This is a genomic window from Microbacterium forte (genome assembly GCF_031885415.1).
GTDB lineage: Bacteria > Actinomycetota > Actinomycetes > Actinomycetales > Microbacteriaceae > Microbacterium > Microbacterium forte.
The window spans coordinates 2,366,101-2,386,652 of the sequence record NZ_CP116871.1 but is presented as its reverse complement, the minus strand read 5'-3'; the positions used below and the strand labels follow the sequence as shown (position 1 = coordinate 2,386,652).

General features: G+C 69.3%; 20 protein-coding genes. 9 read left to right on the top strand and 11 right to left on the bottom strand.

Translation table 11 applies throughout. The features are described 5' to 3' along the window. Position 1: 1 nt before the first annotated feature. Entirely contained in the window at positions 2-1,435 is a 1,434-nt protein-coding gene (gene argG, locus OB895_RS11455) for an argininosuccinate synthase (RefSeq protein ID WP_042540357.1), read from the bottom strand. 50 nt (positions 1,436-1,485) lie between these two features. Then, the gene (locus OB895_RS11450; protein WP_079111929.1) at positions 1,486-1,890 is read right to left on the bottom strand and encodes a winged helix-turn-helix transcriptional regulator; all 405 of its coding nucleotides are present in this window, start codon (positions 1,888-1,890) and stop codon (positions 1,486-1,488) included. 99 nt (positions 1,891-1,989) lie between these two features. Between OB895_RS11450 and OB895_RS11445 the strand changes: the two genes are divergently transcribed. The 5 genes from OB895_RS11445 (at position 1,990) to OB895_RS11425 (ending at position 7,145) form a co-directional block, all read left to right on the top strand. Continuing rightward, on the top strand, positions 1,990-3,354 hold the full coding sequence (locus OB895_RS11445) for an MFS transporter (protein WP_079111930.1): 1,365 nt from the start codon (positions 1,990-1,992) through the stop codon (positions 3,352-3,354). Between the two features lie 13 nt (positions 3,355-3,367). Next, positions 3,368-4,159 carry an NAD(P)H-dependent oxidoreductase gene (locus OB895_RS11440; RefSeq protein ID WP_311877721.1) on the top strand — a complete coding sequence of 264 codons (792 nt, stop codon included), beginning with the start codon at positions 3,368-3,370 and terminating at the stop codon, positions 4,157-4,159. Positions 4,160-4,250: 91 nt separating this feature from the next. Next, the gene (locus OB895_RS11435; protein WP_079111932.1) at positions 4,251-4,958 is read left to right on the top strand and encodes a ZIP family metal transporter; all 708 of its coding nucleotides are present in this window, start codon (positions 4,251-4,253) and stop codon (positions 4,956-4,958) included. A 155-nt stretch (positions 4,959-5,113) separates the two neighbouring features. Further along, complete coding sequence (locus OB895_RS11430) at positions 5,114-6,082, top strand: alpha/beta hydrolase (RefSeq protein ID WP_079111933.1); 969 nt, start codon at positions 5,114-5,116, stop codon at positions 6,080-6,082. Positions 6,083-6,149: 67 nt separating this feature from the next. After that, positions 6,150-7,145: a CdaR family protein gene (locus tag OB895_RS11425; protein ID WP_228385616.1), complete on the top strand. Its 996-nt coding sequence runs from the start codon at positions 6,150-6,152 to the stop codon at positions 7,143-7,145. A 35-nt stretch (positions 7,146-7,180) separates the two neighbouring features. Here the strand turns inward: OB895_RS11425 and OB895_RS11420 are convergent, their stop codons facing one another. Genes OB895_RS11420 through OB895_RS11390 form a run of 7 tightly spaced genes read right to left on the bottom strand, consistent with a single transcriptional unit; the run spans position 7,181 to position 13,616 of the window. Continuing rightward, positions 7,181-8,302 carry a hypothetical protein gene (locus tag OB895_RS11420; protein ID WP_042540367.1) on the bottom strand — a complete coding sequence of 374 codons (1,122 nt, stop codon included), beginning with the start codon at positions 8,300-8,302 and terminating at the stop codon, positions 7,181-7,183. Beyond that, positions 8,296-9,084: a hypothetical protein gene (locus tag OB895_RS11415; RefSeq protein ID WP_042540369.1), complete on the bottom strand. Its 789-nt coding sequence runs from the start codon at positions 9,082-9,084 to the stop codon at positions 8,296-8,298. Before OB895_RS11415 ends, OB895_RS11420 begins: the two co-directional genes overlap by 7 nt. After that, the gene (locus OB895_RS11410) at positions 9,081-10,106 is read right to left on the bottom strand and encodes a vWA domain-containing protein (protein WP_042540371.1); all 1,026 of its coding nucleotides are present in this window, start codon (positions 10,104-10,106) and stop codon (positions 9,081-9,083) included. The genes OB895_RS11415 and OB895_RS11410 overlap by 4 nt, the downstream gene beginning before the upstream one ends. Then, positions 10,103-11,089 (bottom strand): vWA domain-containing protein, encoded by a 987-nt coding sequence (locus OB895_RS11405; RefSeq protein WP_042540373.1) that lies wholly within the window; start codon positions 11,087-11,089, stop codon positions 10,103-10,105. The genes OB895_RS11410 and OB895_RS11405 overlap by 4 nt, the downstream gene beginning before the upstream one ends. Further along, positions 11,080-11,571: a hypothetical protein gene (locus tag OB895_RS11400; RefSeq protein WP_042540375.1), complete on the bottom strand. Its 492-nt coding sequence runs from the start codon at positions 11,569-11,571 to the stop codon at positions 11,080-11,082. The genes OB895_RS11405 and OB895_RS11400 overlap by 10 nt, the downstream gene beginning before the upstream one ends. After that, the gene (locus OB895_RS11395; protein WP_079111935.1) at positions 11,558-12,445 is read right to left on the bottom strand and encodes a DUF58 domain-containing protein; all 888 of its coding nucleotides are present in this window, start codon (positions 12,443-12,445) and stop codon (positions 11,558-11,560) included. Before OB895_RS11395 ends, OB895_RS11400 begins: the two co-directional genes overlap by 14 nt. Before the next feature lie 7 nt (positions 12,446-12,452). Further along, the gene (locus OB895_RS11390) at positions 12,453-13,616 is read right to left on the bottom strand and encodes an AAA family ATPase (protein WP_228385617.1); all 1,164 of its coding nucleotides are present in this window, start codon (positions 13,614-13,616) and stop codon (positions 12,453-12,455) included. A gap of 228 nt (positions 13,617-13,844) precedes the next feature. Here OB895_RS11390 and OB895_RS11385 point away from each other — a divergent pair, with 228 nt between their 5' ends. Next, positions 13,845-14,450, top strand: a complete 606-nt coding sequence (locus OB895_RS11385; protein ID WP_153302111.1) for a hypothetical protein — start codon at positions 13,845-13,847, stop codon at positions 14,448-14,450. Here the strand turns inward: OB895_RS11385 and OB895_RS11380 are convergent. Together OB895_RS11380 and OB895_RS11375 are read right to left on the bottom strand one after the other, a co-directional pair. Continuing rightward, positions 14,425-15,147, bottom strand: coding sequence for a Pr6Pr family membrane protein (locus OB895_RS11380; protein ID WP_042540383.1), 723 nt, complete (start codon positions 15,145-15,147; stop codon positions 14,425-14,427). The two genes, OB895_RS11385 and OB895_RS11380, sit on opposite strands and share 26 nt — an antisense overlap. Before the next feature lie 148 nt (positions 15,148-15,295). Next, positions 15,296-16,228, bottom strand: a complete 933-nt coding sequence (locus tag OB895_RS11375; protein WP_052492938.1) for a DMT family transporter — start codon at positions 16,226-16,228, stop codon at positions 15,296-15,298. A 239-nt stretch (positions 16,229-16,467) separates the two neighbouring features. Between OB895_RS11375 and OB895_RS11370 the strand changes: the two genes are divergently transcribed. Genes OB895_RS11370 through OB895_RS11360 form a run of 3 tightly spaced genes read left to right on the top strand, consistent with a single transcriptional unit; the run spans position 16,468 to position 20,299 of the window. Continuing rightward, on the top strand, positions 16,468-17,754 hold the full coding sequence (locus OB895_RS11370; RefSeq protein ID WP_042540385.1) for an adenylosuccinate synthase: 1,287 nt from the start codon (positions 16,468-16,470) through the stop codon (positions 17,752-17,754). A 7-nt stretch (positions 17,755-17,761) separates the two neighbouring features. Next, positions 17,762-18,871 (top strand): lactonase family protein, encoded by a 1,110-nt coding sequence (locus tag OB895_RS11365; RefSeq protein WP_079111937.1) that lies wholly within the window; start codon positions 17,762-17,764, stop codon positions 18,869-18,871. Positions 18,872-18,928: 57 nt separating this feature from the next. Next, the gene (locus tag OB895_RS11360) at positions 18,929-20,299 is read left to right on the top strand and encodes an MFS transporter (RefSeq protein WP_079111938.1); all 1,371 of its coding nucleotides are present in this window, start codon (positions 18,929-18,931) and stop codon (positions 20,297-20,299) included. Positions 20,300-20,552 lie beyond the last annotated feature (253 nt).

Here is a 20,552-nt window from a genome sequence, read left to right as displayed (position 1 = left end):
ATCAGTCGAGTCCGGAGTCGAACGCCGCACCCTCGGATGCGTTGTCGACCGCATCGGCGAGGTTCTCGTCGACCTCCTCGACGGAACCCGTGATCTCGCCCGATTCGCCGGCCGTGACGCGTCCGACGAGCTCGCCGGTCGCGCCGCCGATGAGGCCGAGGCCCGCATACTGCTCGAGGCGCGAGCGCGAGTCGGCGATGTCGAGGTTGCGCATCGTGAGCTGTCCGATGCGGTCGACCGGGCCGAACGCAGCGTCGCCGACACGCTCCATCGAGAGCTTCTCGGGGCCGTACGACAGGTTGGGCGACGTGGTGTCGAGGATCGTCCAGTCGTCTCCGCGGCGCAGGCGGATCGTGACGGTGCCCGAGATCGTGAGGCCGACCCAGCGCTGGATCGACTCGCGGAGCATGAGCGACTGCGGCTCGAGCCAGCGTCCCTCGTACATGAGGCGACCGAGACGGCGACCCTGCTCGTGGTAGGTCGCGAGGGTGTCCTCGTTCAGGATGCCGTTGACGAGGCGCTCGTAGGCGATGAAGAGCAGCGCCATGGCCGGAGCCTCGTAGATGCCGCGCGACTTCGCCTCGATGATGCGGTTCTCGATCTGGTCGCTCATGCCGAGGCCGTGGCGCCCGCCGATCGTGTTGGCCTCCATCACGAGGGCCACCGGGTCGGTGTACTCGACGCCGTTGATGGCGACCGGGCGTCCGGCCTCGAACGTGACGGAGACGTCTTCGGTCTCGATCGCGACGGAAGGGTCCCAGAACTTCACACCCATGATCGGGTCGACCGTCTCGAGCGAGACGTCCAGGTGCTCGAGGGTCTTGGCCTCATGCGTGGCACCCCAGATGTTGGCGTCGGTCGAGTACGCCTTCTCGACAGAGTCGCGGTAGGGGAAGTCATGGGCGACGAGCCATTCGCTCATCTCCTTGCGGCCGCCGAGCTCGGTGACGAAGTCGGCGTCGAGCCAGGGCTTGTACACGCGCAGGCGCGGGTTGGCCAGCAGGCCGTAGCGGTAGAACCTCTCGATGTCGTTGCCCTTGTAGGTCGAGCCGTCGCCCCAGATGTCGACGCCGTCTTCCTTCATGGCGCGCACGAGCAGCGTGCCGGTGACGGCGCGACCGAGGGGCGTCGTGTTGAAGTAGGTGCGTCCGCCCGAGCGGATGTGGAAGGCGCCGCACGACAGTGCGACGAGACCCTCTTCGACCAGGGCGGTCTTGCAGTCGACCAGACGCGAGGCCTCGGCGCCGTATTCGAGAGCGCGACCGGGGATCGACTCGATGTCGTCTTCGTCGTACTGCCCGAGGTCGCCGGTGTACGTGTAGGGGACGGCACCCTTGTCGCGCATCCAGGCGACGGCGACGGAGGTGTCGAGTCCTCCGGAGAAGGCGATGCCGACGCGCTCGCCGACGGGAAGTGACTGGAGGACCTTGGACATGCTTCCCAGTCTATCGGCGGCGTGTCGGCTGTTTCGGACGGGAAGGAGAGTCAGCGCGCGACGGCGGCGTCGAGCGTCTCGGGTTCGGCGGCGAGCCGTTCGAGCTCGCCTCGCTGGTGAGCCGCATACCGACCGCCCCAGGCGGTGAGCGCGTCGACGAGGGGCATCGACCCCCGACCGAGGTCGCTCAGCCGGTATTCGACCTTGGGTGGCACCTGGCGGTACACCGTGCGGATGAGCAGCCCGTCGTCTTCGAGCTCACGCAGCTGGCGGGTGAGCACGCGAGCGGTCGGCTCGTCGAGCAACCTGCTGAGCTCGCCGAATCGCAGCACCTCATGCTCGCCGAGCAGGCTCAGGATGCTGGGCTTCCAGGCCCCGCCGAGCACCGCGATCGAGACCTCCGCGTCGCACGCGTCGCCCCACTCGCGGACGATGCGCTCCGTCTTCTCCCTCATGGGATCCGCCTTCCGTTCTCGCCATGGTATCCAAATGGTCACTATGTACCCTGAATGACCGTACTTGCCTGAAGTGTACTCGCCCACGAGACTGAGGCGGTGACCTTCTCGATCCCTGCGGCATCCGCTCGTCCGCGCACGGCCATGCATCCGTGGCTCGCCATGATCCCGCTGCTTCTCGGCATCCTGATCGGGGCGCTCGCGATCAGCAGCATGTCGACCGCGCTGCCCGCGATCCGCGGCGACCTCACCCTCATCGACAGCGGTGCCCTGTGGCTCGTCGACGTCTACGCGCTTTCGTTGGCGGCGACCCTGATCATCGCCGCCCGGATCGGCGATGCGTTCGGGCGCAAGCGCATCGTGCTCGCAGGCCTCGCGGGCTTCGCCGTGCTCAACCTGGTGGGCGGGTTCGCCCAGGACGGGATGCTGCTGATCGTCATCCGCGCGCTCCTCGGCGTCGCCGAGGCCTTCGTCGTGGCCGGCGTCGTCGCCACGATCGGCGCGCACTATCACGCGCGACAGCGAGTGCTGGCCTATGGAATGTGGACCGCGACATTCGGCGCGGGCAGCGCACTCGGCCCCGTGCTCGGGGGCCTCGTCACGGAGGGTCCGGGGTGGCGATGGCTGCTGCTGGGGAGTGTGCCGCTCGCGGTCGTCGCCGGTGCGCTCGCGATCTGGCTCGTGCCCGACTCCCGCAGCTCGCGACGGCCGTCGTGGGACATCCTCAGCATCCTGTCGTCGATCGTCGCGCTCGGCGCCCTCGTCTTCGCCCTGCATGAGGTGCTCGCCGCTCCCCTCGCCGCGGGCATCGCCGGAGTGGTCGCGGTCGGCACGCTCGTGTTCTTCATCCGCCGGCAGCGCACCCTCGCCGAACCGCTCATCGACATGCGGCTCTTCCGCGTACCCGGTTTCAGCCCCGCCATCGTGCGCATCGTGGCGAGCGGCGGAGTGTCGACGGCATCCGTTCTCCTGGTGAGCCTGCACCTGCAGGATGCCAGGGGCTTCAGCGCGGCCGAGGCCGGAATCGCGATTCTCCCGCAGGCTGTGGCGATCGCGCTCGGAGGGGTGCTGGCCCCTTTGCTCCTGCGGTGGCTGAGCTCACCCACGCTCACGGTGCTCGCTCTCGTCGTGCAGGGCGCGGGGCTCATCTGGCTGTCGACCGGGGTCGATCTCGTCGCGATCCCGCTCGTGCTGATCGGAGGGGGATTCGGGGTCGCGGCGACGCTCGCCGCGACCACGCTCTTCGACGTGACGACCGAAGACGACGCCGGTCAGGTGGGGGCGATCCAGGAGGTCGGCTTCGCCCTCGGCGGCGGTCTCGGCATCGCGGTGCTCGGCACGATCGCCGTGATCGCCGGGTCTCGCGGATTCGTCGTCGCCCTCCTCATCGCAGCCGGGGCGGTCGTCGCCGCCGCACTCCTGCCGCTGTGGCGGCGCACGGCTCGCCACCCCGTCTCCCACTGAAGAAAGGCCATCCGTGTCCGCATCACGCCCGACCGTCCACTGGATCTATGCCCACCCGCAGGAGAACTCCTTCAACGCCCGACTGTTCCGCGACGGAGTCGAAGCCCTCTCGCGCGACCACGACGTCGAGATCACCGATCTGTATGCTCAGCGGTTCGACCCCGTCCTCGCCGCCCAGGACCTCGGCGAGCCCCACGGCAGGGAGGGCAACGTCGTCGATCTCATGGGCGAGGCGTTCGCCGCGGGGCAGCTGCCGGCGGATGTGAGCGAGGAACAGCGCAAGCTGGGGGCCGCAGATCTCGTCGTGCTCCAGTTCCCGCTGTGGTGGTACGGCCCGCCGGCGATCCTGAAGGGGTGGTTCGACCGCGTGCTCACCAACGGGTTCGCGTACGGACCGGTCGACGCGCAGACCGGTCTTCCGCTGCGGTACGGCGAGGGGCTTCTCGCGGGGCGCCGGGCCCTCGTGATCGTCACGGCAGGGGAGGACGACCGGTCCATCGGGGAACGGGGGATCAGCGGCGATCTGGACTCGCTGATGTTCCCGCTCACCCACGGAACCCTCTGGTACACGGGCATCGAGCCGCTCGACCTGCATGTCGTCCACGATGCGGACGGAATGGACGCGGCGGGCATCGATCACGAGAGCGCGCGCCTGGTCGAACGGCTCTCGGGGCTCGGCGACGAGTCACCGAGCCATCCCTACCGACGGCTGCGCGACGGCGACTATCACGGCACCCGAGCCCTCCGAGCGGATCTGCTCCCCGGTCGCACCGACCTCGGCATCCATCGCGTGACGGTCGAGTGAGCGGAGGAGGGATCCGACGCGCGCGCGTGTGAGCCCCCTCCTCTGCACATTCCGCGACGGTGGTGGCAGAGTGTCCGTGAAGGAGGACGGCATGGGCGGAGCGATCCTGTGGGGCGCGGTCGCCGCGTCGCCCCTCATCGTCGGCGCGATCCTCGCCCTGCTGCGCACCTGGCCACCGCGGTGGCTGGGCATCGTGCTCGGCTTCGGCGCGGGCGCCCTCATGGCGTCCATCGCGTTCGAGCTGTGGGAGGAGGGGCTCGATCTCGCGGGCCCCATCCCCCTGATCGTCGGCGTCGTCGCGGGAGCCCTCGCGTACTTCATCGCCGACCGGATCCTCGATGCGCGAGCGGCGAAGTCGAAGGACAGCGGCGCGGGCGTCCCGCTCGCGCTGGGCGCTCTGCTCGACGGCATCCCCGAACAGCTCGTGCTGGGAATCGGTCTGGCCTCCGGTGAGCCGGTGAGCATCGCCCTCGTCGTGGCGATCGTGGTCTCGAACCTGCCCGAGTCGATCGGCTCGGCCGCCGACCTGCTCAAGGGCGGCATGGCCAAGTCGCGCGTGCTGCTGCTCTGGGCCGGCATCTCGGTGATCTGCGCACTCGCGACCGTCGCCGGCTTCGCCCTCGCGAGCAGCACCGGCGACGATTTCAGAGCGGGCGCGAGCGGCTTCGCGGCCGGTGCGCTGCTCGTGATGCTCGTCGACTCGATGGTTCCCGACGCTCAGCAGAAGGCCAAGCAGGTGACGGGGCTCGCGACCGTGCTCGGCTTCGCGCTCGCCGCCGGGCTGTCGCTCGCGAGCTGAGAGCGGGTCAAGGCTGCCGCTGCCGGTGCGGCCGCCCGCCATCCGGCGGCTTCACGGCCGCAGAACGGCCCCGTCTGGCGGGTTACGCTCGGGTGCGACCTCCGGGAGGCTGGCGGGACGCCGACATGACCGCGGCCGAGAACAAAGGAGTTCTGATGACCGAAACAACCCTTCGCCCTCCGTTCGACCCCGAACTGGAGGCCGCACTCGCGCTGGTCGCAGACACGCTGCCGTCGACCCTGACTGCCGAGATGATTCCCCTGCTGCGCCAGTCTCCCGTGAGCGGCGAGGACGAGATCTTCACCGTGCTCGACGAGCGGGGCTTCACGCGCCGCGACGTGACCATCGCGGGTCACGAGGGCGACGAGATCGTCGTCTCGGTGGTCGAGAAGGCGGGTCGCACCGGCACGGGTCCTGGCTTCTTCCACACGCACGGCGGCGGCATGATCATCGGCAACCGCTGGCTCGGCGTCGTGGGCTTCCTCGACTGGGCGGAGCGCTTCAACGGCGTGATCGTGACAGTCGAGTACCGGCTTGCTCCGGAGTTCCCCGATCCGTACCCGGTCGAGGACTGCTACGCGGGTCTGGTGTGGACGGCCGAGAACGCTGCAGAGCTGGGCATCGATCCGAACCGCCTCCTGATCGGTGGGGGGAGTGCCGGTGGCGGCCTGGCCGCGGGAACGACCCTGCTCGCGCGGGACCGCCGCGGCCCCGGGCTCATCGGTCAGCTGCTGATCTACCCCATGCTCGACGACCGCGATGAAAGTGTTTCGACCAGGCAGATCGACGGGATCGGCGTGTGGGACCGCGGGTCGAACATCACCGGGTGGACCGCCCTCCTCGGCGGACGCAAGGGCACCGATGACGTCTCGATCTATGCGGCTCCGGCGCGCGCCACGGACCTGACCGGTCTTCCGCCCGCCTTCATCGACTGCGGAAGCGCCGAGGTGTTCCGCGACGAGGACGTCGACTACGCGACCAGGCTGTGGGCGGCCGGCGTGCAGGCCGAGCTGCACGTATGGGCCGGCGGGTTCCACGGCTTCGACATGTTCGCTCCGCACACGGCCGTCGCGCAGGCGATGCTGGCCGCCCGCGACGACTGGGTGAACCGGCTGCTCGGGTGACCTTCGGCACCCTACGGGCTCGGTCGATGAACCCGTAGGGTGGAAGCCCCGCGCGATGGAGCCCGACATGCAAGATCTGCTGGGGCGGCTCACCGCCCTCGACCCGGATGCGAGCGAGACCCTCAAGGTCGTCTCCTACTTCGACACGCTCATCGCCCGTGCAGTCGGCGTCGAGAGCATGCTGCGCGGGGCCGCCGTGCTGAGCGGTGCCACCGTGGGGCAGCGCGACGCCCGACAGATCATCCGGGTGCGCGCCGACGGGGTGCGCATCGACCCGATCGACCCCGGTGACAGGTGGATGCTGCGTGAGAGCGGCCCGGAGGCCGTCGCCTGGATCGAGCGCGAGGGGGACCCGCACACGAATGACGCGATGATCCTCGAGCGCCTCACGCTGGCGCTCGGCATCCTCCGTGCCCGCCGCGCAGGCGACGCGGGGAGCGCCGTGGAACTGGCGATCAGCGAGTTCGCGAGCGAGGGGGAGCGCGTCTCGGCACTGGCGAGGCTCAGGATTCCGGTCCTTCCGGTGGCGGTCGTGGCCTCGCCGCCCGACCCCGCGCCGCTGCCGCAGCATCCCTCCGTCGTGGTCGCGACCAGACACGGCTTGACGAGGGCGACGATCGTCGTCGAGGGAGCGCCCGTGGATCGGGTGTGGACGGACGCGACAGGCCTGCGTCTGGGCATCGGAACCGCGGGGCCCGGAGAGCACCTCCCCGAGTCGTGGGCGGAGGCACTGATCGCCGCGCGTCTGAGCACCGCCTCCGAACCCGTGGTGGCCGCAGACGACCTGGGTGCCCTGCTCCTGATCGCCACGGCCGCGGAGTCCGGCGACGTGCATCCGGATGCTGCTGCGCTCGCGCGCCTCGACGCCCGCAGTCGGGAACTGCTCGACGCCGTGGTCGACGAGCTGAGCGTGCGTGCCGCAGCCGTGCGCCTGGGGCGCCACCACTCCAGCGTGCAGGACCGCCTCACCGCGCTGATCGGCATCCTCGGCTACGACCCGAGGTCGTCGCGCGGGCACGCCCGCTACGTGCTGGCGCGCATGCTGTTCTCGCTCTCCGGCTGAAGGGCGGGTCGGACGCGCGACCTGCCCACCGGGACTCAGAACCCGGGGTACTCCTGCAGCTTCTCCTCGAACTCGGCGCGGTCGGCCTCGCTGAGCACTGCGCTCGCGATGACGACCATCTGCAGCCCCTCGAGCGGTTCTCCGGTGCGGGCGTTCTGCGCCTCCCGGGTCTTCAGGAAGTCGCCGGACGGGTCGTTCGAGAGGTCGAAGATGTTCGCGTAGAAGCGCATCGGATCGGGGTAGTTCTCGGTGTAGTACTCCCACGTGTGCTGTTCACGGGGGTCTTCGCTGCCGTAGAGCTTCGCGATCATCGACGGGTCGATTCCCGAGTACTCGCCGTTGAACGAGTACAGCGACGGCAGACCGTGCTCGGCGACGACCTCGTCGATCGTGGCCATGACCTCGAGCTTGAGGCTGTAGTCCTGGATCGGCTCGGTCGTCGCCCAGCCGACGGAGGTGTATTCGATGAGCATCGACTCTCCGCCGTAGCCGTTGCGCTCGGGGCGCAGATCCTCGTCGCCGACCTGCACCCAGTCGTACCCGTATTCGGCGGTGACGCGCTCGCGGATGTCGGCGAACAGGCTGTCCGCCTCGGCCTGCACCTCTTCGAGCGACTGCTGCCGCAGCGCATCCTGCGGGTCAGTGCCCTTGATGCCCGGGTAGGCCTCTTCGTGCTTCTGCTCGTCGGTCTTCATGCCGTCGTAGCTGCCGGAGGCCGAGGTCTGCAGTGCGCCGATGCCGCCCACCGTGGCGACGTTGAAGATCAGGGTGATCGCGAGGGCGACGGCTCCCAGGGTGCGTCCACGGGCGGTGAACAGCGCGCCGATGATGACGGCGACGACCACCAGCTGCAGGGCCAGCATCGTCACGCCGTAGAGCGCGTCGGTGGCGCCGACCGCCAGCGTGATGAGCAGGATCAGAGCGAAGAGGATGCCGACGACGAGCGCGACCCAGCCGAATGCGTTCGCCGGCTTCTTCTCCTCCGACGCGCCCTCGGCTGCGGTCGCCGTGCCCGACATGGCCGGGGCGCCCGGATGCTGCACGACGGGGCCGGCCTGACGGCGTGCATTGCGATAGCCGCCGGGCGGCGGCACGGGTGGCGCACCCTCGGAGCCGGCGACGTAGCGCGCCCGCTGCTTCTCGTGATCCATCACCATGGCTTGTCCGTCCCCGAGCCGCCGCCGTCGTCGCCCTGCTGCTGATCGCGCTCCTGCGTGCCCTGCTCGAGCTTCTTCTCGAGCTCTTCGAGCTTCTCCTCCGAGGGCTGCGGCTCCTGCTCCTGCTGCTCCTCCGGGGGCGGCTGCTGCTCGTTCTGCTGCTTCTGCTTCAGACGGTCTTCGAGGTCTTCCTTGCTCTGCTGCATGTCGCGGTCAGGGTCGGACGACTGCTCCTGGGCCTCTTCGCTGTTGCATTCCTCCGGCGTCTCGGTCGTCAGGGTGAGTGCTTCGCCGTAGAACTCTGCGGCTGCTGCACCGTCGCCGTCGGCCCGTGCCGCGTCTCCCATGCGCTCGAGCACCAGTCCCAGGTTGATGCGCACCGTGCACACCTCGAGGCCGGTCGCGAGGTCGAGCGACTCCTCGAGTTTCCCCCGCGCCTCCGGCAGCTTCTCGGCGCCGGCGAGAGCGGTGCCCACGTTGAACGGCGCCTTGTAGGGCTCGAACCAGTTGAGGAACTCCTGGCCTCGGGCCGATGCCTCGGAACCCGCGTAGTCGTCTGCCACATAGGCGGTGATCGACTGGTGCGCGAACGCGTACATGCTGAGGATCTTGCCGACGAACAGCAGCGCCGCCAGCGCGAGGGGCAGGGTGCCGATCGCGATCCACCGTCGGATGCTGCGCCGCCGGCGATTCGAGGCGAGCAGAGCAGCGGCGGCCGACGCCTTCAGGTCGTCGGGGCTGACGGCTGGCGTCGCGCCCGCCTGGGTCGACAGATCGGTCATGCGGCACCTCCGCCGGTCGGTGTCTTCCGGCGCGGCGACGCCGACGGTGCTCGCAGCAGACGCAGCCGGGCCACGAGCATGCTCGCCCTCGTGAGCTCCACCCCGAGCAGCGCCACGACGACGAGGGCGGCGATCCAGTACAGCTCGGTCACGGTGCCGACCGAACCCGACTCGGCGTAGCTGGTGGTGGTCGATGGAGCGTCGGGCAGCGTCAGCTCGGCCTCCGCCGTGCGGTGCTGGTACTCGACGCCGAGATCCGCGGCGATCGCCTCGAGGTTCGCCTCGTCGATCACCGACAGCGCGTTCGCCCCCTGATATTCGATGTACTCGCTCGACGAGCCGTCGACGCCGCCGGTGGTGAGCCTCATCGGCCCGCCTTCGGCGGTGCCGTAGCCGAGCACCGCGCCGGCGTCCGTGAGCTTCTCGCTGCCGTCGAACGGCTCGGGCGGCGACGTCACCGTCTGCTCGCCGTCGCCGAAGTAGAACACCATGCGCGAGCGGTCGGGTGAGGCCTCGGCCGCGTTCGACAGCGTGTCGGTGAGCAGCTGGTTGGCGATGCCGATCGAGCTGCCGCGCGACTGGCTCGTCACCTCGGGGCGGAGCACCTCGAGCGATGAGACGAGCGCGGTCGTATCGGTGGTGAGCGGCATGCGCAGATCCGCCGAGGCGTCGAAGGTGATCAGGGCGAAGCGGGCGCCCGGGTACTCGTCGACGATGGCTTGCACGTCGGCGCGGACGCCGTCCAGGCGCGGCTCGTCGCCGTTCCAATCCTCGGCGACGATGCTCGCGGTCGTGTCGACGACGAGCACGATGTCGGTGTCGGTGGCGAGGGTCTCTGTCGCACCCCCGGGGATCCCCGGGCGCAGGAACATGACGAAGCACGCGAGCAGCATGACCAGCCGCATGGCCCACAGGGCCTTGTCGCGTCCCTTGGCCTTGACCAGCGCGATCACGGCGAGAGCGGCCACCGGCGCGCAGAGAAGCGCCAGGAGGAAGACGTTGAGCACGGGCTGGAAGATCACAGTCTCACCCTCCAGAGCACGACGATGAACGAGAGCATCGAGATCATCAGCACGACGATCCAGAGGTTCGGGGCGTCGGTCCAGACGACCTGCGCCTGACCCTGCAGCGCGGCCGCCTCCTGCTCCTGCACCTGCGCGACGATGTCGCTCACGGTGGTCGTGTCGCGCAGACCGTAGGCGGCACCACCCGTGGCTTCGGCGGCCTTCGCGAGCTCCGCGCTGACGTCGGCGTCTTTGCCCTGAACCGGGTTGAGCGCGAACACCCGCACCCCGTTCGAATCGGCGTACGCCGCCGCCTCGTCGAGAGTCACGATCGAGGCGCCGTTGACCTCGTTGTCGGTCGCGAAGATGATCGACCGCGACCGCTCGTCATCGGGGTGGTCGAACGCCATCGCGCACGCGGCAAGGCCGTCGCCGATCAGCGACGCGCCGTTGCCGTTGAGCGTGCCGACCCAGTGCTCGGGGATCGACTCGGTGAACTCGAAGCTCTCTCGGATGCTCTGCAGGTGGTCGCGGATGAACTCGTAGTCATCGGTCAGGGGGAAGATCTGCACGGGCGAGCTGTTGAAGATCGTGAGGCCGATGCGCTCGCCCTCGAAATCCTCAAGCAGCTCTTCGAAGACCGTGAGCACCTCGACGTCGACCTCACTCATCGAGCCCGAGACGTCGAGGCACAGCATGATGTCGCGGCTCGTGTTGACGGGCTGGATGGTCTGTGACGCCATCGGGCGCGCCGAGACGACTCCGGCGGCCAGGGTCGCGACCACGCCGATCAGCAGGACGCTCGACAGTGCCAGCACTCGTCGGTTCAGCGCCTGCCGGAAGGTCGGAAGCGCGCGCAGCCGCTCGGCTCGGGCGACACGAGCGCGCTCGTGCGCCTCGGTCTTCGCAGTGCTGCGCAGACCGATCACGATGCCGAGCGCGATCGCGATCACGACGACGCCGACGGCGACGAGGATGAGCCACCCGTTCGCTAGTGCCATGTGCGCACCACCGTTCTGGCCGCCTCGGCGCCGGCGATCGGATCGATCGCAGGGCCCGGTCGGAAGATGCTCGGATAGTAATGGCGGCCCATGGCGTCGACCAGGGCGGGGTGCACTCCGCGAGCGACGAGATCGTCGAGGGCGAGCACAGGCGCCTCGAGGCCGCTGTATTCGTTCACGAACGTGCGCACCACCCGGCTGAGCTCGAGGTTCGCGTTGCGGGCCGAGAGCGCGCGTGCGCGGTAGTCGTCTTCGATGCGCTGGATGCGGTCGAAGTACTCGACCCTCAGCTGCGAGAGCACGTCGGTCGTGAGCAGGGTCGGTCCCTGGGCGTCGCGCGTCAGCGTGAGGTCACGCCGCGGACGCGTCAGGGCGACGATCAGCCACGCCGCCGCGATCAGCAGCAGGAGGATTCCGAAGGCGAGCAGGAGCCATCCCCAGCCGTATTGGAACGGCGGGTAGAGCTCATCAGAGCCGGGCATTCGACCTCCGATTCAGCAGCTGCAGCAGCTGCGAGACGGCGTCGTCCTGACCTGCCAGAACGCTGTGGCTGATCTCCATGCGCTTGAGCAGCTCAGCCAGACGCGCGGCGTCGGCTTCGGTCTGCGCCGCGAGCTCGCGGATGATGTCGGGGTCGCCCTGCACGAAGTCGGGCACCTCCCACATGCTGTCGACATCGCTGCGGATGGTGCCCGTCGCGTGGTCGAGCACCGGGTCGGCGTCGCTCACGGTCAGCCACAGCACGTCGTGCTGCACGCGCAGTCGGCGCAGCATCCGCTCCGTCTCCGTCGTGACCGGCGCCTCGTCGGTGATGACGACGACGATCATGCGCCGTGAGACCGTGCGGGTCACGTAAGACAGGAGCGCGTCTCGGTCGCTCGACGCCGTGCTCGAGTCGATCGACTGATCGATCGTGCGCAGGGCATGCTCGAGCGCGCCCTCGCTGCGACCCGGTGCGCGACGGCGGATGCGGTCGGAATCGCCGTAGACGAGCGAGAAGTCGTCTCCGTGCCGAAGAGCGAGCACGCCGAGCACGCCGGTGGCGAGGATCGCGAGGTCCTTCTTCGACTTCTCGTCGTGCGCGAGCGCGGCCATCGAGCGTCCGGTGTCGACCACGAACAGGATCGTGTGCATCCGCATCGCGCGGTGTCGCTTGACCAGCGGGGTGCCCAACCGAGCCGTGGCGCGCCAGTCGATGTCGCGCACCTGATCGCCGTACTCGTACTTGCGCAGGTCCTCGAAGTCGAGGCTGCGGCCGTGCAGCAGCGACGCGTAGGCGCCGTCGAGCGCGTGCAGCGACTTGCGCGACGAGTGGATGAAGAGCTTGCTCTTCACCTGGGCGATCAGGCTGGCCATGGCGAGGTCAGGGGGTGGGCACTGCGGCGAAGATCTGGTCGATGATCTCCTCGCTGCGGATGCCCTCTGCGTCGGCCTCGAAGGTCAGCAGCACGCGGTGGCGCAGCACGAGATGGCGCAGCGAGCGGATGTCTTCCGGGATCACGTGGCCGCGTCCGTTCAGCAGCGCCAGAGCCCGAGATGCCTGCAGGAACGCGATGCTCGCACGAGGGCTCGCGCCGTACTTGATGAAGCGCGCGCGCTCTTCGCCGATGTACGGCGCGGGGTTTCGGGTCACGTACGCGATCGAGACGATGTAGTTGCGGATGGCCGGGTCGACGTAGATGCGACTCGCCACGTCCTGCAGCATGTGCACGTCGTCGAGGCTGATCGCGCTCGAGACATGGCGGTCGGGGTCGAGCACCCCCGAGTCGATGCGCCCGAGGATCTCGAACTCCTCGGCCGGGCTCGGGTACTCGACGATCTCCTTCAGCAGGAAGCGGTCCATCTGCGCCTCGGGCAGCTCGTAGGTGCCCTCCTGCTCGATCGGGTTCTGCGTCGCGATCACGAGGAACGGCTTGGGCAGATGATGCACCTCGCCGCCGATCGTGGTCTGGTGCTCCTGCATCGCCTCGAGCATGGCGCTCTGGGTCTTGGCGCTCGACCGGTTGATCTCGTCGAGCAGCACGAAGTTCGCGTGCACCGGGCCGAGCACGGTGCGGAACGAGCCCGTCGCGGCGTCGTAGATCTGGTTGCCGGTGATGTCGCTGGGCAGCAGGTCGGGGGTGCACTGGATGCGCTTGAACTGCGCTCTGACCGTGTCGGCGAGCGTGCTCGCCGCGGTCGTCTTCGCGAGGCCGGGCACGCTCTCGAGCAGGATGTGCCCACCGGCGATCAGCGAGATCAGCAGGCTCATGCGCAGGCGCTCCTGGCCGACCATCTTGGCCGAGTACGCGTCTGACACGGTCTTGAGCACGGCACTTGCGCGCTGAAGCTCAGCCTCGGAAGGGGCCTCGGACTTCTTGCTCGCAGACGTCGACGCCGCAGGAGCTGCCGGGGCGGATGCTGCGGCGGATGCTGCGGCGCGGGTCGCAGGAGCGGGAGGCGCCGGTGGGGCTGCCTGGGCGGAGGGCGCCGGAGGCGGAGGCGGCGTCGAACCTGCAGAGGGGCCGGGCGCGTAGGGCTCGTTCATCGGTATGTCTCCTCGTTCCCACGGGGGACGCGTAGACGACCCCCCGTCGACCAGCGTAACCGCATCCGATCTCGCCGCTTCGGCCCGGGCACGGATGCAGGTCGAGATCACAGATGCACCATCCGGCGGCTCGACGTCGTCGACCCTGGTGCGAGCCGACGCGTATATCGGCAGGTGCGATGACCCCGTGGTTAGCTGAACTTTCGATCTTCGGATGATGCGGGAACGATGAAGCAACCCAGAACGATGCCGCGCAGTGCGCTCGAGTACGCGATCGGACGACCGCTGTGGGTGGCCGTGGTCGTGCTGAACCTGATCCTCGCGGCTGTCGCCACTGTGCTGTGCGTCTGGATGTATCTGCACGACACCGCATCCATGCGCCCGTTCCTGGGTGTGCTGATCGCCGTCCCCGCGCTCTGGTGGGTGATCGCGGTGACGCTGTGGCTCACGACCCTGACTCGCCGACGCGTCAGCGCGGAGGACATCAGCCGGGCGAGCGCGAGCGTCCCCGGGGGGATCCTCCTTCCCGGATCGAAGCTCGTGCCCGCGATGATCCTCGTCGCGGCGCTCGCCGCTGCGTCGACCTTCGCGGTCGCCGCGGTGACCGTCAGTGGTGCGTGGAGCGTCGTGTGGGCGGTGTTCGCGGTTCTGCTGCTCGGTCCGGTCATCAGCCACCTGATCTCGCTGCGACAGGAGCCGTCGACCCGGGAGGAGCTTCGCGGAGACCGGGTTCCGATCCGACTTCTCGATCCGCGGGCGGCCGTCGCCACGACCCCGCAGCATGTGAGTGCTCCGGTGCTCTCGGTGTTCAGCCCCGAGGGCGCGATCCGCTAGCCGAGTCCGTCGCGGTGCCGCGCCGGCGGCCGACCCAGACCACCACGCACGCGACGCCGATGATGGCGATCGCGATTCCGATGATGTATCCCGAGACGCCGAGGTAGCCGCCGGGCACCCGGTGCGGGTTCAGGAACGGGTACGGATACCACCAGGCCTCGCCGGTCGCGGGGGCGATGATGAAGTTCGCGCGGATCATCGTGTAGACGACCCAGACGATCGGGAAGATCGCGATGATGGCGACAGCGCTCCAGCCGAGTGCCCGTCGTCGAGGGGCGAACAGCAGGTCGGCCAGGAGGAACAGCGGGATGACGACGTGCAGCACCTCGTTCGACCACGGCACGGTCACGCCCTGGGGCAGTTCGACGTTGCGGAGAAGCGTGTTGTAGACGATGCCGGTGACGATCATGTAGGTGCTCACGCAGGCCAGCAGGACCGCGAACCACGTCGGCTCGGGCTCGGTGCCGTGTCGGTGGCGCAGTGCCCAGATCGCGCCGATCGTCAGAATGATCACGGCGAGCACGTTCGACAGGATCGTGAAGAAGCTGAGGAAGTTCGCCGCGACCGTCGGCAGGTGCTGGCCCCACTCCGTGGTGGCCGCGAGAGCGTTCTCGATGCTGCGGGCGAGCTGTGCGACGATAGCCGCGAGTCCGAGCACGGCTGCTGCGAGTCGTGCGAAGGGCCACCAGGTCGTCATATTCGCCTCCGCGCACACTTTATCGGTCGGGGCGCGTGCGATCGCTAGACCGAAATACCGATATGCGAGGCCGCCGACGAGGGGACTGCCCGTGGCTCGACGGGAGGGGGGCTCGACGGGAGGTGGCTCGACGGGAGAGTCGCGATCGTCAGGAGCGACGGCCCCACCGCATCCGGGTCACGAGCACTCCGAGCAGGCACAGCGCGCCGCCGACGAACATGAGCAGGGTCGGCACCTCGCCGAGGATCGCCCACGACAGGAGGATCGCGATCGCCGGCACGACGTAGGTGGTCGCTGAGGTCTGGCCGGCGGTGCTGCGCTGCAGCACGTACGCCCAGGTCGTGAAGGCGATCGCCGTCGGGAAGATGCCGAGATACACGACCCACAGCGTCGAGCCGAGCGGAGCGGTCTGCAGAGCGCCGATCAGACTGCCCACCCAGGGGAGCAGCGCGACGGTGCCGGCGGCGGCGCCCAGGAAGGTCAATGTGGTCGCATCGGTGCCCGCGCTGAGCAGGCGCTTCTGCAGCAGGGTGCATCCCGCGTACATCACGGCGGCGAGCAGCGCGAGCAGCAATCCGGTGATGTCGGGTCCCTCGCTCGTCGATGAGTTCATGCCGATCAGCACGACCCCGAGGAACGCGATCGGCGCTCCGATGATGAGGGGCTTGGGAAAACCCTCACGCAGGAAGAGCCCGCTGAAGACCACGACCATGAGCGGCGCGAGGTTGACCACCATCGCCGCGGTGCCCGCGTCGAGCGTGCGCTCGGCGGCGTTCAGGGCCAGGTTGTAGACGCAGAACCACCCCACGCCCCACACCGCCACGAGCCACCAGTGCCGGCGTTCGGGCAGACGGATGCCGTGGCGCACCGCGATGATCGCGAGCACGGCGGTGCCCACAGCCATGCGCAGCAGCGCCAGCGCGCCCGGATCGAAGTGCGGCCCTGCGCCGCGGATGCCGATGAACGCCGACGCCCACAGCACCACCGTCACCAGAGCGGCGACGAGCACGAGCGGGCCCTGGGTTCGAGGCTTCGCTGTGGTCAGGCTGTCGTCGCGGATCGCGCGACCGGTCTTCGGCATCCTTCGATCCTGGCACCGGCCACCGACATCGGCGATGCGCGTGAGTGACAGCATCCGGTGCTTTTCCGCCAGTCCCTCCGTCGAGTCCGCCGGCGCCCCGAGGACGGGATCCGCCGGCAGCGACGCGTTGCCGCCCCGCAGCCCGGAGGGTCGGCGAACGACCTTCGATAGGATGGAGCCGCCCGAAGAGGGCCAGCTCATCAGCCGGTGCAAACCCGGCGAAAGCAAGGGGGATACCCATGCCAGGAATCGTTATCGTCGGCGTCCAGTGGGGCGATGAAGGCAAGGGCAAGGCCACCGACCTGCTCGGCGAGCGCACCGACTGGGTCGTCAAGTTCAACGGCGGCAACAATGCGGGCCACACCGTCGTGGTCGGCAACGAGAAGTACGCGCTGCACCTGCTGCCCTCGGGCATCCTGTCGCCAGGGGTGACCCCGGTGATCGGAAACGGCGTCGTGATCGACCTCGAGGTGCTCTTCAGCGAGCTCGAGGCGCTCGGCGGCCGCGGCATCGACGTCTCGCGCCTCAAGGTGAGCGCCAACGCGCACCTGATCACCCAGTACCACCGCACGCTCGACAAGGTCACCGAGCGGTTCCTCGGCAAGCGCATGATCGGCACGACCGGCCGCGGCATCGGTCCGGCCTACGCCGACAAGATCAACCGCGTCGGAATCCGCGTGCAGGACCTCTTCGACGAGAACATCCTGCGTCAGAAGGTCGAGGGCGCCCTCGACCAGAAGAATCACCTGCTGGTGAAGATCTTCAACCGTCGAGCGATCACCGCGGACGAGATCGTCGAAGACCTGCTGTCGTATGCCGAGCGCCTGCGGCCCATGGTCGCCGACACCGGATACCTGCTCGACGAGGCTCTGCGCCGCGGCGAGGTCGTCGTGTTCGAGGGCGGCCAGGCCACGATGCTCGACGTCGACCACGGCACCTATCCGTTCGTCACGTCGTCGTCGGCCACCGCCGGTGGGGCATCGACCGGCTCGGGCATCGGACCCGGCGCTCTCGACCGCATCGTCGGCATCGTCAAGGCCTATACGACCCGCGTCGGCTCGGGACCTTTCCCGACCGAGCTGTTCGACGAGCAGGGCGAATGGCTGCGCTCGCGCGGCTTCGAGTTCGGCACCACCACCGGCCGGCCGCGCCGCGTCGGCTGGTACGACGCCCCGATCACGCGCTACGCGACCCGGGTCAACGGCATCACCGATCTCGTGCTCACCAAGCTCGACATCCTGACCGGACTCGAGCAGATCCCGGTGTGCGTCGCCTACGACGTCGACGGTCGGCGCTTCGACGAGGTGCCGGTCAACCAGACCGACTTCCACCACGCGACGCCCGTGCTCGAGTACTTCCCCGGCTGGAGCGAGGACATCTCGACCGCGCGCACCTTCGACGACCTGCCGAAGAACGCGCAGGACTACGTGATCGCACTCGAGGGCATGAGCAACACGCGCATCTCGGTCATCGGCGTGGGCCCCGAGCGCGACCAGGTCATCGTGCGCCACGACCTGCTCGACTGAGCGCCCCGTGACACGCTTCTGGCTCGGCGGGTACGGCCCCGCGATGGACGGCTCCGCCGAGGGCATCGGCCTGCTCGCCGGTGACGAGAGCGCGCCGACAGCGCTCGAGTACCGCGGTGCGGTCACCCGCACCTCCTCGCCGTCGTGGCTGGCGCAGCATCCGTCGCTCGATGTCGTCTATGCGGCGCTCGAGGGGGATGCCGGTGTGCAGGCGTTCGCCCGCAGCGGCGAGTCGGCTCTGCGGCCGCTCGGCGAGCCGGTCGCCGCGGGCGACGGCGTGTGCCACGTGGCGGTGTCGTCGAGCGGATCGTTCCTCATCGCGAGCTGCTACGGCGACGGGCGAGTCGTGCGCATCGGCATCGACGCGCAGGGACAGCTGGTGCCGGATGCCGTGAACAGGGCCGCCGAGCTGCGCGCGGCACTCCTCGGCGAACCGCTCGAGGAGACGGCGCCGGCCGGCGTGGCCGCCGCGGCATCCGATCCGTACTCCGGAGAACTGACCGCCACCGGCGATGCGCGCTCCTCGCATGCGCATTCCGCGGCCTTCCTCGCGGACGGGCGCATCGCGACGACCGACCTCGGTTTCGACCTCGTGCGCATCTGGCGTCCGATCGCCGGAGGCCTCGTGCTCGATCACGAAGTCGTGCTGCCCGTCGGCACCGGTCCGCGTCACATGGTCGCGCACCCCAGCGGCCACCTGCACGTCGTGACCGAGTACTCGTGCGAGGTGTTCACGCTCGCCGCAGGACGCGACGGCACGTGGGCGGTGGTGTCGTCGGTGCTCGCGAGCCCCGTCGCCGAGATCGGCGTGGACTTCCCCGCCGAGCTCGCCCGCACCCGCGACGCCCGGTTCCTCTACACGGCCCTGCGTGGCAGCAACACGATCGCCGCGCTGCGCGTGCGCGGCGGAGGCGAAGCGCTCGAGGCGATCGCGCTCGCCGACTCGGGGGTCGACTGGCCGCGCCATCACCTCGTGCACGAGGGCAAGCTGCTCGTCGCGGGGCAGCGCTCCGACACCGTCGCACTGATCGACCTCGACGAGCGCACGGGGGCACCGCTCGACATCCGGCACGTCGCGCAGGCTCCGGCGCCCACGCACATCCTGCCGGTGCGCTGAGGCGGTCGCAGGCCGCAGCTTGACCTCAACCTTTGTTGAGGTTCTACGGTCGAGCCTATGACCATAGACACCGACGCGGTTCCGACCGCGAAGCCCGCCACCGGCATCCTGAGCGGCGCCTACCTCTGGATCACCGTCGGCGCCTGCGCGCTCGTGTTCCTGGGCGCGTTCGAGTCCCTCGCCGTCACCACGGTGATGCCTGCGGTGAGCGCCGACCTCGACGGCGAACGGCTGTACGCCCTCGCGTTCGCGGGGCCCCTGGCCACCGGAGTCATCGGCATGGCCGTGGCGGGCAACTGGGCGGATCGCCGTGGGCCCGTGGCTCCGCTCTACGCCTCGGTGGGCCTGTTCGTGATCGGGCTGATCGTCGCCGGACTCGCGCCGAGCATGGAAGTTCTCGTGGCCGGGCGCTTCGCGCAGGGTCTCGGCAACGGCGGGCTGATGGTGGCGCTCTACGTGGTCGTCGCCCGCGTGTACCCGCGTGACCTGCATCCGGCGATCTTCGCGGGTTTCGCGGCGGCCTGGGTCGTTCCCTCGCTGGTCGGGCCCACCGTCGCCGGGGCCGTCACCGAGATCTGGAGCTGGCACTGGGTGTTCCTCGGCGTCGTCTTCCTGGTCGTGCCCGCGCTGCTCATGGTCGTCCCTGCTCTCCGAGGACTCTCGGGCGACGGCGACGCCACCACGCCGTGGGCCTTCGGACGGCTGGGCTGGTCGGTGCTCGCCGCGGTCGCCGTGCTCGCACTGAATCTCGTCGGCGATCTGCCGGGAGCCGGGCCTGTGCTCGCGGCCGCAGCCGTGGTCGTGGCACTCGTCGCCGTTCGTGCGCTGCTGCCGAAGGGCACGCTGCGGGCGCAACGGGGTCTGCCGTCGGTGCTGCTCGTGCGCGGTCTCGCCGCCGCGGGGTTCTTCGGTGCTCAGGTCTACATCCCCTACCTGCTGACCGAGCGCTACGAGGTCTCGCCGACCGTCGCCGGGCTCTCGCTCACGGGCGGCGCACTCGCCTGGTCGGCGGCCGCCACCGTGCAGGGACGCATGGGAGCCAGGCTCTCGAGCGTGCTGGCCGTGCGCATCGGAACGGTGCTGGTGGTCGTGGGCGTGGTTCTCGCCCTGGTCGCCACCGTGCTCGCTGCACCCGTGGTCGTCATCATCGTCGCGTGGATCGTCGCGGGCGCCGGCATGGGCCTGATGAGCCCGAGGACCAGCGCCCTGACGCTCGAGATGTCGGCGCCCGAGAACCAGGGCTTCAACAGCTCTGCCATGACCGTGGCCGACTCCTTCGGCAGTGCTCTGGCCCTCGCGATCACGGGCGTGCTGTTCACCGGGCTGGCCGCGGCGGGAGACCCGTTCATCGCGGTGTTCGCCTTCGCCGCGATCATCGCGCTCGCCGCGGCGGTGCTCGCCGTGCGCGTCGCGCCCCGGGAGCCGTGAGTCGGCCGTTCACAACTCAGCATGGATGGCGTTGATCCGGCCGTTCACAACTCCGCATGGATGGCGTTGATCCGGCCGAAACGGGTGGCATCGGGGGTGATTCGGCCGGTTCGTGCTGAATCCCTCACGGCGGCGAGCCATGACCGGAGGACGGGTGACGGGTGCTGGGTTGCGTGGTGGGGTGTTGGAGCGGCGGGCTCGTCCCGTTGCAGGACCGCGGCACAGATGCAGGACGAAAAGACGGATCTGGTCC